7 protein-coding genes are annotated in these 15,571 nt (G+C 68.7%); 3 read left to right on the top strand and 4 right to left on the bottom strand.

Annotated elements, in window-relative coordinates; translation table 11 throughout:
* Nucleotides 1-10 precede the first annotated feature (10 nt).
* Both gcvH and gcvP read left to right on the top strand, forming a co-directional pair.
* Nucleotides 11-391: a glycine cleavage system protein GcvH gene (gene gcvH / locus RT688_RS14915; protein ID WP_313705638.1), complete on the top strand. Its 381-nt coding sequence runs from the start codon at nt 11-13 to the stop codon at nt 389-391.
* 110 nt (nt 392-501) lie between these two features.
* Nucleotides 502-3,381, top strand: coding sequence for an aminomethyl-transferring glycine dehydrogenase (gcvP, locus tag RT688_RS14910; protein ID WP_313705637.1), 2,880 nt, complete (start codon nt 502-504; stop codon nt 3,379-3,381).
* Between the two features lie 184 nt (nt 3,382-3,565).
* Here the strand turns inward: gcvP and RT688_RS14905 are convergent, their stop codons facing one another.
* Entirely contained in the window at nt 3,566-5,281 is a 1,716-nt protein-coding gene (locus tag RT688_RS14905; RefSeq protein ID WP_313705636.1) for a methyl-accepting chemotaxis protein, read from the bottom strand.
* A gap of 234 nt (nt 5,282-5,515) precedes the next feature.
* On the opposite strand from RT688_RS14905, the gene RT688_RS14900 reads away from it, so the two are divergent.
* Entirely contained in the window at nt 5,516-6,586 is a 1,071-nt protein-coding gene (locus tag RT688_RS14900) for a DUF3108 domain-containing protein (RefSeq protein ID WP_313705635.1), read from the top strand.
* 6 nt (nt 6,587-6,592) lie between these two features.
* On the opposite strand, the gene RT688_RS14895 is transcribed toward RT688_RS14900, so the two are convergent.
* The 3 genes from RT688_RS14895 to RT688_RS14885 all read right to left on the bottom strand — a co-directional run bounded on the left by RT688_RS14895 (nt 6,593) and on the right by RT688_RS14885 (nt 15,558).
* Entirely contained in the window at nt 6,593-8,770 is a 2,178-nt protein-coding gene (locus tag RT688_RS14895) for a TonB-dependent receptor domain-containing protein (protein ID WP_313705634.1), read from the bottom strand.
* 227 nt (nt 8,771-8,997) lie between these two features.
* A complete protein-coding gene (locus tag RT688_RS14890) occupies nt 8,998-10,665 on the bottom strand; it encodes a peptide chain release factor 3 (RefSeq protein ID WP_313705633.1) in 1,668 nt (555 codons plus the stop codon).
* A gap of 231 nt (nt 10,666-10,896) precedes the next feature.
* Nucleotides 10,897-15,558, bottom strand: coding sequence for a pilus assembly protein (locus RT688_RS14885; RefSeq protein ID WP_313705632.1), 4,662 nt, complete (start codon nt 15,556-15,558; stop codon nt 10,897-10,899).
* Nucleotides 15,559-15,571 lie beyond the last annotated feature (13 nt).

Raw genomic sequence — 15,571 nt, 5'->3', positions numbered from 1 at the left:
AGCCCCCTAAATGAACATCCCAGCCGACCTGAAATACACCGAGTCCCACGAGTGGGTCCGTCTCGAAGCCGACGGTACCCTGACCGTCGGCATCACCGAATACGCGCAGGACGCCCTGGGCGACATCGTGTTCGTCGAACTGCCGCAGGTCGGCAAGGCCTTCACCGCCGGCGACGACGCCGCCGTGGTCGAGTCGGTGAAAGCCGCCAGCGACATCTACGCGCCGGTCTCGGGCACCGTTACCGCCGTCAACCAGCCGGTCGCCGACGCCCCGGACTCGATCAACCAGGACGCCTACGGCGCCTGGCTGTTCAAGCTGCAGCCGAGCGACGCGAATGCGATCAACGGCCTGATGGACGCCGACGCCTACGGCAAGACCACCGATCATTGATCACCGTAGGGTGGGCGGCATAGCCGCCCACCCTACGTACCGGCGCCACCCCCGCACCACCACATTCCAATCCCACGGCGCTTCCCGCGCCAGCTCTTTTGGCCTCTACCATGACCCGCACCAGCCTCACCCAACTTGAAGCACGCGACGCGTTCATTCCGCGCCATATCGGTCCCTCCGAATCCGAACAGGCAGCGATGCTGTCGACCCTCGGCTACGCATCGCGCGCCGCGCTGATCGACGCCGTCGTCCCCGCGAACATCCGCCGCAAGGACGTCCTGGACCTGGGCCAGTTCGTCGAGCCGCGCAGCGAAGAAGACGCGCTCGCCACGTTGAAGGCGCTGGCGTCGAAGAACAAGGTCATGAAGTCGATGATCGGCCAGGGCTACTACGGCACCCACACCCCGAAGGTCATCCTGCGCAACATCTTCGAGAACCCGGCCTGGTACACCGCCTACACCCCGTACCAGCCGGAGATCTCGCAGGGCCGCCTGGAAGCGATCCTGAACTTCCAGCAGATGATCACCGACCTCACCGGCATGGGCATCGCCAACTCGTCGATGCTCGACGAAGGCACCGCCGCCGCCGAAGCGATGACGCTGCTCCAGCGCGTCGGCAAGTCGGCCTCGAAGGTCTTCGTCGTCGCCGACGACGTGCTGCCGCAGACCCTGGAAGTGGTCCAGACCCGCGCCAAGCCGATCGGCGTCGAAGTGCGCGTCGTCGCTGCCGCCGACATCGAGAAGCTGGAAGAGTCGTGCTTCGGCGTGCTGCTGCAATACCCGGGCGTGAACGGCGAAGTGCGCGACTACCGCGCCGCCGTCGAGCACCTGCATGCGATGGGCGCGATGGTGGTGGTTGCCGCCGACCTGCTGGCCCTGACCATGCTGGCCGCGCCGGGCGACTGGGGCGCCGACGTGGTCGTCGGCAACAGCCAGCGCTTCGGCGTGCCGCTCGGTTTCGGCGGCCCGCACGCCGGCTACCTGGCTACCCGCGACGAATACAAGCGCAGCATGGCCGGCCGCCTGGTCGGCGTCACCGTCGACGCGCAGGGCAACCAGGCCTACCGCCTGGCGCTGCAGACCCGCGAACAGCACATCCGCCGCGAGAAGGCGACCTCGAACATCTGCACCGCCCAGGTGCTGCTGGCCGTGATGGCAGGCATGTACGCGGTCTACCACGGCCCGGAAGGCCTGAAGCGCATCGCCCAGCGCGTGCACCGCCAGGCCGCGATCCTGGCCGCCGGCCTGAAGTCGCTCGGCGCCGAGGTCCTGAACACCACGTATTTCGACACCCTGACGGTCAAGGGCGACGCGCAGGCGCTGCACGCCGCCGCCGAAGCCGCCGGCGTCAACCTGCGCCGCATCGACGACCAGCACGTCGGCGTGTCGCTGGACGAGACCACCACCCGCGACGACCTGGCCCTGCTGTTCGCTATCTTCGGCAATGGAAAAACCGTGGACATCGACGCCCTGGACAGCGACGTGCAGGACGCCTACCCGGCCGCTCTGGCCCGCACCAGCGCCTACCTGACCCACCCGACCTTCCACCGCTACCACGCCGAGCACGAGATGCTGCGCTACCTGCGTTCGCTGGCGGACAAGGACCTTGCGCTGGACCGCACCATGATCCCGCTGGGCTCGTGCACCATGAAGCTGAACGCGACCTCGGAGATGATCCCGGTCACCTGGCCCGAGTTCTCGAACATCCACCCGTTCGCGCCGGAAGACCAGACCGTCGGCTACCGCGAGATGATCGCCCAGCTGGAAGCCATGCTGTGCGCCGCCACCGGCTACGCCGCGATCTCGCTGCAGCCGAACGCCGGCTCGCAGGGCGAATACGCCGGCCTGCTCGTCATCCAGAAATACCACGAATCGCGCGGCGAAGGCCACCGCAACGTCTGCCTGATCCCGTCGTCGGCGCACGGCACCAACCCGGCCTCGGCCAGCATGGTCGGCATGAAGGTCGTGGTCACCGCCTGCGACGAGAACGGCAACGTCGACCTGGCCGACCTGAAGGCCAAGGCCGAGCAGTACAGCCGCGACCTGGCCTGCGTGATGGTCACCTACCCGTCGACCCACGGCGTGTTCGAGGAAGGCATCAAGGAACTGTGCGAGATCGTGCACCAGCACGGCGGCCAGGTGTACGTGGACGGCGCCAACATGAACGCGATGGTCGGCGTGGCCGCGCCGGGCGCGTTCGGCGGCGACGTCAGCCACCTGAACCTGCACAAGACCTTCTGCATCCCGCACGGCGGCGGCGGCCCCGGCGTCGGCCCGATCGGCGTCGGCGCCCACCTGGCGCCGTTCCTGCCGAACCAACTGTCGACGGGTTATGTCCGCAACGAAGCCGGCATCGGCGCGGTCAGCGCGGCGGCCTACGGCTCGGCCTCGATCCTGCCGATCTCGTGGATGTACATCGCGATGATGGGCGCGGAAGGCCTGACCGCCGCCACCGAGACCGCGATCCTGAACGCGAACTACATCGCGCGCCGCCTGGCCCCGCACTACCCGGTGCTCTACACCGGCCACGACGGCCTGGTCGCGCACGAGTGCATCATCGACCTGCGTCCGCTGCAGGACAAGACCGGCATCAGCAACGAGGACGTGGCCAAGCGCCTGATGGACTTCGGCTTCCACGCCCCGACCATGAGCTTCCCGGTGCCGGGCACGCTGATGATCGAGCCGACCGAGTCGGAATCGAAGGCGGAACTGGATCGCTTCATCGAGGCGATGATCACCATCCACGCCGAGATCGTGAAGGTCGAGCGCGGCGAGTACGACAAGATGGACAACCCGCTCAAGGGCGCCCCGCACACCGCGGAAGTGGTCACCGCCGACGACTGGCAGCATACCTACACCCGCGAGGTGGCGGCCTTCCCGGTGGCGTCGCTGCGCAAGAAGAAGTACTGGCCGCCGGTCGGCCGCGCCGACAACGTCTACGGCGACCGCAACCTGTTCTGCGGCTGCGCGCCGATCAGCGATTACGAATAATTTGCGCTGACCTGATGTGACGAAGCCCCGCGGCGCGCAAGCGCCGGCGGGGCTTTTTTTTATGGGAATCGTAGGGTGGGCGGGTCCCCCGCCCACGCGGTGATAGCCGGCATCAAGATCGTCGAGCCCGATACCGGAGGCGCTAGCAATCGACGCGTGGGCGGCGAAGCCGCCCACCCTACGGTCAATCGCGCCGCGACGCCAGGTGCAGATGCGGCCGCGCGTGCTTGCGCCGGTCCGGGCCGCCCGGCGGCAGCGCGCCAGCCTCGGTCACCAATTGCGACCAGTTGCGCACCGCGCTCTGCTTCTCGTGCTTCTCGGGCGCCGGCGGCGGCGCCGCCGTCACCGCCTCGTCCAGCCGGAACGCCGCCACCGCCCGCGACAGCGTCAGGGCCTGCATCTGCAGGGTGCGCGCCGCGTCCGCCGCTTCTTCCACCAGCGTCGAGTTGCGCTGCGTGACCTGGTCCATCTGCACGATCGCCTCGTTCACTTCGTTCAGGCCGCTGGCCTGTTCGGCGCTGGCCGAGCTGATGCGGCTGACGATGTCGCCCACCTGCTGCACCGACATGGCGATGGTCGCCATGCTGTTGCCGGCCTGGGCGGCCCAGGCGGTGCCGCCCTCGATCTCGGCCACCGATTGCGCCACCAGTTCGCGGATCTCGCGCGCCGCCGCGCCGGCGCGCAGCGCCAGCGAGCGCACGTCGCTCGCCACCAGGGCGAAGTCGCGCCCGCCCTCGCCGGCGCGCGCCGCCTCCAGCGCCGCGTTCAGGGCCAGCGTGCCGGTCTCGTTGGCGATCGCGTCGATCTGGCCGACGATGTCGCCCACGCGGCGCGCGCTGCCCTTGACCGACTCCATGGTCGTCACCAGCCGGTCGACCACGCTTTCGCCCTGCTGGGCCACGCTGGAGGCCGAGGCGGCCAGGCGGTTCGCGGCCTCGGCGCTGTCGGCGGTCTGGTTGACGGTGGCGGCCAGCTCCTGCATCGAGGTGGCCGTGTGTTCGAGCGAACTGGCGCGAAACACCGCGCGCGTGGTCAGGTTCAGGTTGCCCAGCGCAATGTCGCGCGAGGCGCTGCCGATCGAGCGCGCCGATTCCAGGATGGTGCGCAGCGTGAAGTTCAGGTTGCGGATGCTGGCGTCGAGCGCGCGCGAGGTCTCGGCGATCTCGTCGTTGCCGTAGACACGCTCCTTGACGGTCAGGTCGCCGCTCGCCAGGTCCACCGCCGCCGCCCCGATGCCGCGGATCTCGGCCAGCAGCGCGCGCCGCACCGCCATCGTGATGCGCAGCGACACGCCCACCGCCAGCAGGATCACGCACGGCATGGCCCAGGTCATGACGCGGAAATCGGCGGCCGCGCTGTCCGAGGCCGCGCGCGACAGCGCCTGCTCCATTTCCGACAGCTCGGTCAGGCGCTGCGCGACCACGGCGAAGGCCTTGTCGGCCTTGCTCATGGCGTTGGCCCCGATCGACTGGTCGTCGCGCACGATCTCGAGCACGTCGCGCACGGCCGCCGTGTACACGCGGTAGGCGTCCACCGCCTGGTCGACGTAGCGGCGCTCGGCGCTGCCGGCCCGGGTCATGCGCGCCACCCGCGCCAGGCCGCTTTCGGTGACCGCGTGCTGGCGGTGGATCTCGCGGATCAGCGGCTCGATCCGCTTCTTCGGGAAGCTCCCGGCGATCCAGGTCTGCAGCTGGTAGACCTGGGCATGGCCGCGCTGGGCCGCCACCACCAGCTCGTTGGCGGCGCGCATGTGGGCCGCGCGCTGGTGGACGATGACTTCGAGCGAATCGTTCTGCCGCACCATCGCATACCAGGCGCCGCTCGAGAGCAGCACCAGCAGCAGCAGCACGACCGCCGGCGCCAGCAGCAGCTTGGGGCCGATCTTCAGACGGGCGAGCATGATGGGACGGCGCAGGTGGGGGATGGGAACACGGCCGGGCCGGCCGCGGCTAGGATGAGCGGGATGATCGTCATAAGGGCCCTCGATGTCGGCAACGCGCAAAATTTCTTCAACGCATTTGACCAATCTACGGCATCGCCCCGGCCGCGCTCTTGCGCGAAATCAAGACCATTCCCGCCCCGGCGGTCGACTTCGCATCGTGGACAATTGCTCTCAGAGCGTTACACTAGCGCCATGAAGATCGCCGTCCACCTGGCCCGGCACCGGCGCCTGCTGGCGCTGTGCGGGCTGTCCCTGTTGCTGCACCTGCTCGCCCTGGCCTGGATCGGGCCGCGCCTGGTCGTCGCGCAGCGCGACGCGGCCGGGGGAACGATCGCCCTGCGCCTGGCGGACGCGGCGCCGCCGGTCCCGGCCCAGCCGCAAACGGCCGCCGCGCCGGCCTTGCCGCCTGTGCCTGCCACGCGGCGCGCGCCGGCTGCGCCACCCGAAGGCGCGGCGCCGCCGCCTTCCCCTGCCCTGCCGCCGCTGCGGCCACTGCTGCCCGCGCCTTCGGCGCCGCCATCCGCGGGCATGCCGGCATCGGCGTCGGCATCGGCAAGCGCTGCCCCGGCCGGCGCCGTGCCGCAAGGCATGCCCGGCCGCTACCTGGTGCGCATGCCGCCCTCGGCGCGCCTGCTCTACAGCGTCAGCCGCATCCGGCCCGGCCGTCCGCCGGCCAGCGAGGGCGAGGCGCAGATCGTCTGGGAAGCCGAGGACGGGCGCTACCAGTTGCGCGTCGAGGGCGTGCTCGGCTTGCTGGAAAGCGAAGGCGGCGGCGACGACGCCGGCATCGCGCCGCTGCTGGCCAGCGAACACCAGGACGACGGCAGCGACCGCATCACCCGCTTCGACCGCGCGCGCGGACGGATCGCGTTCGACAGCGGCGCCGGCAGCGCGCCGCTGCACCTGGGGAGCCAGGACCAGGCCTCGGTGCTGATGCAGCTGGCGGGCATCGGCCTGGCCCAGCCCGAGCAGATGCAGGACACGGTCGAGATCGTGGTCGGCGGTCCCGACGGCGCCGGGGTCGCGCGCTTCCAGGTCCTGGGAAGCGAGCAGCTCGCGACCGGCGCCGGCACCCTGGCCACGGTGCGCCTGGCCGAACTGGCCCAACCTGCCGGAGCGCGCCGCGCCAGGCTGGAACTGTGGCTGGCGCCCGCGCACGACTGGATGCCGGTGCAGCTGCGCGTGACCGCGCCGGACGGCAGCGTCGCCACCCAGGTGCTGACGCGGATCGAGACGGCGCCGGCGCCTGCGCAAGCCATGTGAACGGGCCTAGAAGGTCATCTCCAGCGTGGTGCGCAGCTTGACGCTCTCCGGATAACGCCAGGCGCGCGTTTCCGTCGCGCCGCCGGGATCGGTATAGCTCGGCCCGAAAGCGTTGTCCTCGCCGAGCAGGTTCGACAGCACCGCGCGCAGCTGGAGCGCGGGTGTGAATTTCCATACCGCGTAGGTCTCGAGGTCGGTCCGCGCTTCCGAGTAGAAGCCGCGGTTCGCCGCCACCCGGACGACGCCGCCCCGGCGATGCGCGAGGCTGGCGCCGGCCGACAGCGCGCCGCGCTTGTAGTCGATGCCGAGGTTGGCGCTCAGGGGTGTCTGCTGCTCCATCCGGTTGTGCGGCCCGGGCACCGATTCGACCCGCGACCAGTTGCGGGCGACGCCGGCGCGCAGGTCGATGGCGGGCGCGTCCCGGACCAGCGCGCGCAAGGGAAAGCGCGTCTCCAGCTCCAGGCTGCGCATGACGGCGCGGTCGGCGTTCACCGGCGTGAAGATCCAGCGCAGGCCGTCGAAGAACACCTGGTTGCTGGTGTAGTTGTCGATGCGGCGCAGCGCGGTACTCACCGACACCATGGCCCCTTCGGCCCAGTAATGCTCCCAGGCGGCGTCGACGCCCCAGGCCAGTTCCGGCTCCAGGTCCGGGTTGCCCTGGTAATCGGCCTCGGTGGCGCTGTTGTTTTCCCAGGCCGAGCGGCGCGGCACGAGGCTGTACAGGTCGGGCGCCTTGTAGGTGCGGCTCAGCGCCAGGCGCAATTGACTGCCCTGGCCCTCCTGCTCTCCCTGCTTGCCCGGCAGCTTCCACAGGGTCTGGAAGATCGGGCTCAGGACGCTCGAGCGCACCCGGGTCGGCGCGAAGGTGTTGCCGCTCACCCGGGTACGCACGCCTTCCCAGCGCGCGCCGAGATAGACCGACCAGCGCGGCGTCAGCGTCCACTCGTCCTGCGCGTAGACGGCGGCGCGCGCCACCCGGGCGGCGAAGTCTTCCTCGGGCGGCTGGCCGGGCGGCAGCGCCCGGATCGCGTCGCGCTCGGCGCGCAGGTCCTCGCTCGCGTTGACGCCGATGTCCCAGCCCAGGGCCAGCACGTGCCCGCCGTCGAAGCTGCGCGCGTACTTGCCGGTGCTGCTCGCGCCCTTCTCCCGCGTGTCGGCCAGCACGCCGCCGTCCGTCGCCAGGCGGCCCAGGCTGTCGGCCCCGATGCGGCGCACGAAGGACTTGCGGCGCGCGCCTTCGGCGCCGATTCCGGTCTCGAGCTTCGCGCCGGACGCCAGGGCGCGCGTCCAGCGCAGGTCGGACTTGAGCATCCTGTCGTCGAATTCGCCGAAGGTATGCAGGTCCGGCACCGGCGGCGCGGTGCCGGCCGTGGTGGTCACCAGCGCATGCCCATGGTTGCGAAAGCCGCCGCCGTTGACCAGGGTCTCCCACGCGAGCGTATCGCCGTTCTCCAGCGTCCAGCTGAAACGCGGCTCCAGGTTGAGGCGGTTCATGCGCCCCGCTTCCCGCAGCAGCGTCTCCCTGCGCATGTCCACGACGCCGTCCGGCCGCGTATTGCGCTCGCTGGCGGTGGACCTGCGCGCGAGCGCGTCATGGTTGCCGCTGGCCGCGAACGACCACGCGGAGCGTTCGCCGCGGTCCGCCAGCCGGGCGCTGAAGGTCGGCCCGCGGAACTCGCGCGACAGCAGGTAGCCCGGCTTGAGCTCGCGCTCGCGGGCGCGCGCCTTCTTGCGCAGCACGATATTGATGGTGCCGGCCACCGACTCGGTCGGGAACTCGGCCATGGCCGCGCGCAGCACCTCGATGCGTTCGATGCTTTCGGGCGCCAGGCTGTCGAGCGTGAACCCGGCCGGGGTGCGTTCGCCGTTCAGCAGGATCTGGGTATAGCCCTCGCCCAGGCCGCGCATCCTGACCTGGGCCTTGCGTCCGGAGCCGACCGTCACGGTCACGCCGGGAATGCGCTTGAACAGGTCGAACACGCTGGTGTCGCCATAGCGCGCGATCTCCTCGCGGCCGAGCACGAAGCGCGCCGCAGTGTCGTCGCGGCGCGGATCGTAGCGCGCCGCCCCGCCCTTGACTTCCACCTGGGCGACCGGCCCCTCCGGCGCAGGCTGCTGGGCGAATGCCGGGACCGGCAAGCCGGCGACCAGGACCAGCAGGCGACAACGACGCAGCAATGCCATGCTCCACCTCCGAATCTAGTTATTCTCTTGTTATGAACAACTATATGCTAGATGATGGCATCATGTAAACCTATTTAGGAACTGAAAAGTACTACAGTCAAGCAAATTCGGTTACCCGCTCATCGCAATCCCGAGGCAGGCGCCGATGAGGACGCAAAAAAAACGGACCCACGATGTGGATCCGTTTCGCTCGGAACGGCCGGCACGCCGCCGGCCTCGGGCATGTATCAGTCCAGCTTGGCCGCGTGCTCGCGGGTCGCGTGGAAGGTGAGCTTCGGCCAGCGCTCCTGGGTCAGGCGCAGGTTGACGCCCGAGGTCGCCAGGAAGGCCATGTTGCCGGCCGCATCGTAGGCGACCTGGTGGCCGAGCTGGTTCTCGAAGTCGGCCAGCGCCTTCTTGTCGTCGCTCGACACCCAGCGCGCGCTGCTGATGCTGGACGACTCGAAGACGGCATCCACGCCATATTCGTTCAGCAGGCGGCTCGCCACCACCTCGAACTGCAGCACGCCGACTGCGCCCAGGATCAGGTCCGAGCCCAGCACCGGCTTGAACACCTGGACCGCGCCCTCCTCGCCCAGCTGCTGCAAGCCCTTGTGCAGCTGCTTCACCTTCAGGGGATTCCTGATGCGCACCGTGCGGAACAGGTCCGGGGCAAAATAAGGGATGCCGGTGAAGGTCAGCATCTCGCCTTCCGAGAAGCTGTCGCCGATCTGCATGTTGCCGTGGTTCGGCAAGCCGATGATGTCGCCCGCGTAGGCTTCCTCGACCTGTTCGCGCGAGGAAGCCATGAAGGTCACCACCGACGACAGTTTCACTTCGCGGCCAAGGCGCAGGTGCTTGACCTTCATGCCCTTCTCGAAGCGGCCCGAGCACACGCGCAGGAAGGCGATGCGGTCGCGGTGGGCCGGGTCCATGTTGGCCTGGATCTTGAAGACGAAGCCCGAGAACTTCGGCTCTTCCGGCTTCACGGCGCGCACGGTGGCGTCGCGCTCGCGCGGGCCCGGGGCCCAGTCGACCAGCGCCGACAGGATCTCGCGCACGCCGAAGTTGTTGATCGCCGAACCGAAGAACACCGGGGTCTGCACGCCCGACAGGAAGCGCTCCAGGTCGAAGGGATGCGAGGCGCCGTGCACCAGTTCCACTTCCATCTTCAGCTGCTCGATCTCGAGCGGGAACATCTCGGCCAGCTTCGGGTTGTCGATGCCCTTGACGATCTCGAAGGCGCCGTCGGCCTTTTCCTCGCCGGCCTTGAACAGCATGATCGTATCGTTCAGCAGGTGGTAGACGCCGCGGAAGTTCTTGCCCATGCCGATCGGCCAGGTCACCGGCGCGCACTCGATCTTCAGCACCGATTCCAGCTCGTCGAGCAGCTCGAGCGGGTCGCGGGTTTCGCGGTCGAGCTTGTTCATGAAGGTGACGATCGGGGTGTTGCGCATGCGGCAAACTTCCAGCAGCTTGATCGTCTGCTCTTCCACGCCCTTGGCGGCGTCGATCACCATCAGCGCCGAGTCGACCGCGGTCAGGACGCGGTAGGTGTCTTCCGAGAAGTCCTGGTGGCCCGGGGTGTCGAGCAGGTTGATCACGTGGTCGCGGAACTCGAACTGCATCACCGAGGACGCGACCGAGATGCCGCGCTGTTTCTCGATGTCCATCCAGTCGGAGGTCGCGTGACGGCCGCTCTTGCGGCCCTTGACGGTGCCGGCGAGCTGGATCGCGCCCGAGAACAGCAGCAGCTTCTCGGTCAGGGTGGTCTTACCCGCGTCCGGGTGGGAGATGATGCCGAAGGTGCGGCGGCGCGCGACTTCGCGTGCAATGGCGCCGGTCTGGCGGGTCGCGCCCGCCGCCGTTTCGTCGGCTGCCGCTTCCGTGGCAAGGATGTCAAGTTCGTTGGACATAGTCGAGCCCCAATGGCCCCAATGAAGAAAACCCTCGATTTTACCGATTCCGGCGCGGATCGTGTGAAATGAATGGGGTGCGGAGCCAGCGAGGGTGCAGCCGTCGGGTGGGGTCATTGATGCCGGGGGCATCAATGACGTGCCCACGCGTGAACGACGAGCAGACGCGGCGCCCGACAGGCCAACGTGATGCATGCGTCACGCGTGGGCACGGAGTGCCCACCCTACGTGTTACTCGCGCACGCGGCGCCAGCCGGCGCGCGAGGCGCCCTCGGACTCGGCCGGCGCCACGCCCGAGGTGATGGTGTTGCCGTCGGCCGTGGTGGTGATCATCTTCAGCGCGCCGGACGGCAGGCGCACGATGATGAAGCCGACCGCCGCCGAGGCGTTCGACAGGGTCTGGCCGGCGATGGTGAAGGTCCGGCCGGTGCTGTCCTTGACCGTCTGGCCGAGCGGCTCGCCGGTGCAGACGTTGAGCTGGTAGACGTTGCTGGTGCCGCCCACCTTGCAGCTCGACGAGGAACTCGGCAGGTTGGTCACGATGTTCAGGCCGCCGGAGACGATCTTCGGATCCAGGTTGACGCGCTCGCCGTCGTTCAGGGCGAAGTCGACGTACCAGCCGTGCTGGGTCGAGAAATCGATCGCGGTGCCACTGATCGAATAGGCGGTGCTGGTGCCGCTGATCCGGCGCAGGGTCTGCTGCGCCATCTTCGAGGCATTGCGCCACTCGGCTGGCGGGATGCTGGCGCCGGCGTCCTTCAGCACGTAGGCGCTCTGGACCTCGGTGTTGCCGATGTCGACCTGGTCGAGCAGGCGGCCGGTGCCGAAGGCCACCACCCGCTCCAGCCGGGTGCTCTGGCTGCCGTCCTCGGCCACGGCGGCGACCTGGCACATCGTCACGTCCGGCCGCGTGGTGATCGGCTGGCCGGCGCCGCTGCCGCCCATCCGCAGCACCGTCGGGTTGCCCTTGACGGTGAAGTCGAAGCGCCACATGACGCCGTCGTTGTCGCCGCCATAGACATAGGTCACCAGCGGGTCGGTGTTCGGATTGCTGCTGATCGCGGTGATGCGGGCGAAGCCGGACGGGGTCTGGACGTAGTTGCGGTCGGCGGCGGTCACGGGGGTCGCCGTCTTCGACAGCACGCGGCCGGTGGCGATGTCGACCACGTACAGGATACCCCTGCCGTTGCCGGCGTTGACGCCGTCGCTGCCGGGGATGTTGTTGTAGCCCGAGGTCAGGAACACCACCCAGTGCTCGGCGTTCGCGGCGTCCTTCCAGGTGCCGAACTGCGGATTGCCGAAGGACAGGCCGATGTCGGCGTCGTAGTTGATGCCGCTGCAGACGGCCGGATCGGCGCACAGCTCCCACAGCGCCTTCGGGTTGTCGGGATCGGTGACGTCGAGCGCGTAGTAGCCGCGCCCGCCCGCGTTCAGGCCGGCCACCAGCACGCTGCGCCATGCACCGCCGATCATGACGTCGGCCACCTCGGGCGAGCCGTCGGTGGTGAACTGGTGGGCCGTGCCGTAGGTGACGCTGGCCTGCTTGTACAGCTTCTTCATCGTGATGCGCGGCGCGTAGGCCCAGATCTCCTCGCCGGTCGTGGCGTCGAAGGCGTGCAGCATGCCGTCGTTGGCGGCGGCGAACACGGTCGGCTGGCGGCTCGCGTTGTCGAGCTTGTACTGGTTGTAGTTGTCGCGCGTGTAGCCCTTGCGCGGATCGCGCAGGTAGGCCGGCTTGGACGAGGCGATATCGCCGAGCACGATCGGCAGCGGCGCCGTGAGACCCGCCGGGATCGTGGGCGTCTGCGAGTAGGCGCGCAGCACCGTGTCGTTGGCGTGCTGCTGCTGGCCGCGCAGCCAGTTGACGATGTTCTCGCCATTGTCGACCACCTGCCGGTTGGCGCTCGACAGCGTCGCGCACTGCGCCAGGACGCTGCACTTGCCGTCGAACCAGGCCTTCTCGGCCGCGGTCATCACGCCGTAGCGGAAGTCCTTCAGGCCGTCGGCATTCTCGGTGTCGACGCCTTCGAGGTCGAGCATCAGGATGCGGCGATCGTCGGTATCCAGGCCGACCTTGCGGCCGACCGTCTCCGACGAATTCCAGCTGGCGTCCTTGCCGACGATGCCGGTGACGGTGTCGATCTTCTTGTCCGACAGCTCGCCGTACCAGCGCACCGTGGTGAAGGTGGCCGAGAAGATGTCGTTGTCCTGCTGCGAGATGTTCGGGGTCGAGGTCGCCGCCGCGGCGGCCGCCCCGATCTTCACTTCGATGTTCGAGAGCGCCGCGCGCAGCCCGTCGATCACCTGCAGCGGGTCGGAGGCGCTGAAGTACTTGCCGTGGCCGTTGATGGCCGCGTGCCACAGGTCGTCCACGCGCGACTGGTAGGCCGCGCCGCCGTCGGAGACGTCGGTGTAGGGATTGGGCCAGACGTAGGGGCCGTTGTTGTTCCATGGGCAGCCGGTGGTCACGCCGGTGATCAGCTTGTAGAAGTCGCTGCCGGGCTTGGGCGCGGTGTCGTACTTGTCGTCGTAGGTCATGATGCCGTCCACGCCCAGGCCGAGCGCGTAGGTATTCATGTGCAGGCGCGTGTTCTCGCCGGCGGCGGCGGCCACCAGGCCGTCCGGCGCGTTCCAGTCCTCGAGCTCGTCGCGCAGCGAGGCCACGCTGTCGTTCGAGCCGCCGTTGTACCAGTACAGGGCGACGTCGGCCAGCGAATTGGCGGCCTGGTCGGCGGGGTCGACGCAGCCCTTGGCGCGCGAGCAGAAGCGCGACGCGCTCTCGACGTTGTCGTTGCTGACCACGCCGTCGGCGGCGCCGCCGTTCCAGTAGCCGTCGGTGGTGACGAAGGTGAAGTTCTGCTGGCAGGCGAACTGCACCACCTCGCTGCCGGCGGCGTAGTTGTAGGGGGAGCGGTTGGCGTACATCTTGCCGACCGCGTGCAGGGCCTGGCGCACCGGGGTCGAGCCGCTCGGGCTCATGTCGTACAAGGCCTTGTACCAGGCGATGCGGTCGGTGCCGGTGAAGGGTTTCGGCGGCTGGCGGATCGTGCCCTGGGCGGCCGCGGTCGAAAGCGAGACGATGCCGACGTTGTAGTTGTCGGCGATCGGCTGGAAGGCCTGGCCGACCGCAGTCTTCATCATCTGGTTGCGCGTCTTGTAGTAGGCGTACCAGTTGGCGAAGTTGGTCATCTCCTCGGCGTAGGTGCAGGTGGCGCCCGCGCAGTCGGTGCGCTTGATGTCCTTCGGGTAGCTGTTGCGGGTCGAGACGATGTCGGTGCGCACGAACACCGAGGCGCCCAGCGGCGTGACCTCGGTCGGCACGCCGTCGCTGACGCCGGCGCTGGCGCCGAAGCTCAGGTAGGGATCGCGGCTGCTGCCGTTGTTCGAGAGCGAGCCGAGCGCGATGTTGGCGCCGACCATGGACATGTCGCCCGTGACCAGGCAGACGGTCGAGCTGCTGGCGGCGGCGCAGATCGGGCCGGCGACCGATGTGCTGGTGCCGCCGACGTAGGCGGTGATGCCCTTGGTGGTGCCGATCTTGTTCTTGATCTGGGTCGCGACCGAGGAGCTGGACGAGCGCAGGTCCAGGCTCAGCGAGCTGGAAAAGAGTTGCACGCCGCCCAGGCTGATGCCGCCCAGGACCTCCTTCTTCGAGCCGTTGGCGGTGCCGCTGATGCTCAGCAGCGCGGTGACGCGGCTGCCGGAGTTGACGATCAGGTCGCGGCCCGAACGGCTGCCGTCGTTGACCAGGCTGCAGGCATTGGCGCCGACCGTCTTGCTGGTGCTGCCGGCCGGGCAGCTGATCGGCACCACCGCCACGATATTGGCGGCCTCGAGGTTGATGCCGAAAGTCGAGCAGGCCGGCACGCCGCCGGTCGCGGTGCGCAGGCAGGCGGTGTACTGGTTGGCCAGCCCCGTCTTGGCGATGATCGAGGCCGCCAGCGCGGCGGCGACGGCGTTGCGCTTGGCGCTGGTGTCGGTGCCGCTGGCGGCGGTGACCGCGGTGTTGGTGAGCGTGAAGGTGCCGTTCGGCTCGACCACCTGCACGCTGCTGATGGTCATCGAGTTGGTGGTCGGCGAGGCGCCGATGGCGATGGTGCCGAACCAGTCCGGGTTGCGGTTCGGGTCGGAGTAGCGCGGGTATTTGTAGTTGCCGACGTACTTGGCCTGGCAATTGGTAAGCGCGCGGTCGCTGCAGAAGCGCACCCGGGCCGGCTCCGGGTAGCCGGCCGGCGCGGCGGCGCCCACCGCGGTCACGCGGCAGTTGGTGAGCGTGGTGTCGGTGCAGTATTCGGCGACGTTGATGCTGTAGTAGTAAGGGTTGGCGACGAAGTACTCGGCCGTATAGCGGCTGTCGTTCGGGTAGGTGTAGCCGGTGGTGTTGTAGCCGCAGGCCGTGTCGTCGCACCAGCGCAGGTCCGGGAAACCGGTCACCAGGTTCGTGGTGTCGACGCTGCGGCCGAGCAGGTCGGTCTTGTCGACGTTGAAGGGATCGGTCTTGACCACGGTCCAGTTGCTGGTGGCCGCGGCGTCCTGCGACGGGTAGGACGTGCCGTCGGCCTTCACCGGCGGCAGGTAGCGCACCTTCGGGTTGTAGTACTGGCGGTTGAAGTCGGGGCTCATGTAGGGCGGATCGCCCGCGCGGCAGGCGCGCAGGCCGTTGGCCATGGTCGAGCGCGCGCGGCAGCTGGTGCTGTCGTTCACGTAGTCCGGTGTGTACGTGCTGGTCATCGAGCCCGAGTTGTCGTACAGGAGCATCAGGTTCGGCTTGACCGTGCCGGTGCCGCTGATGTTCAGCAGCGGCACCTGGGCGATGCTGGTGGGCGCCGCCTGGACCAGCGGGGCGAAGAAAGCCGGGAAGACCAGGAATAACAGGGAAAACAGGCGATTCATGCGCGATTCCATT

The organism is Massilia sp. (genome assembly GCF_032106685.1).
GTDB lineage: Bacteria > Pseudomonadota > Gammaproteobacteria > Burkholderiales > Burkholderiaceae_D > Telluria.
Note: the sequence above shows the minus strand (reverse complement) of the source record. Positions and strands in the feature narration are given on the sequence as shown.

Coding starts and splice junctions, on each gene's coding strand:
- gcvH (WP_313705638.1), top strand. CDS start 11: ATGAACATCCCAGCCGACCTGAAATACACCGAGTCCCACGAGTGGGTC.
- RT688_RS14900 (WP_313705635.1), top strand. CDS start 5,516: ATGAAGATCGCCGTCCACCTGGCCCGGCACCGGCGCCTGCTGGCGCTG.
- gcvP (WP_313705637.1), top strand. CDS start 502: ATGACCCGCACCAGCCTCACCCAACTTGAAGCACGCGACGCGTTCATT.
- RT688_RS14890 (WP_313705633.1), bottom strand. CDS start 10,665: ATGTCCAACGAACTTGACATCCTTGCCACGGAAGCGGCAGCCGACGAA.
- RT688_RS14905 (WP_313705636.1), bottom strand. CDS start 5,281: ATGCTCGCCCGTCTGAAGATCGGCCCCAAGCTGCTGCTGGCGCCGGCG.
- RT688_RS14885 (WP_313705632.1), bottom strand. CDS start 15,558: ATGAATCGCCTGTTTTCCCTGTTATTCCTGGTCTTCCCGGCTTTCTTC.
- RT688_RS14895 (WP_313705634.1), bottom strand. CDS start 8,770: ATGGCATTGCTGCGTCGTTGTCGCCTGCTGGTCCTGGTCGCCGGCTTG.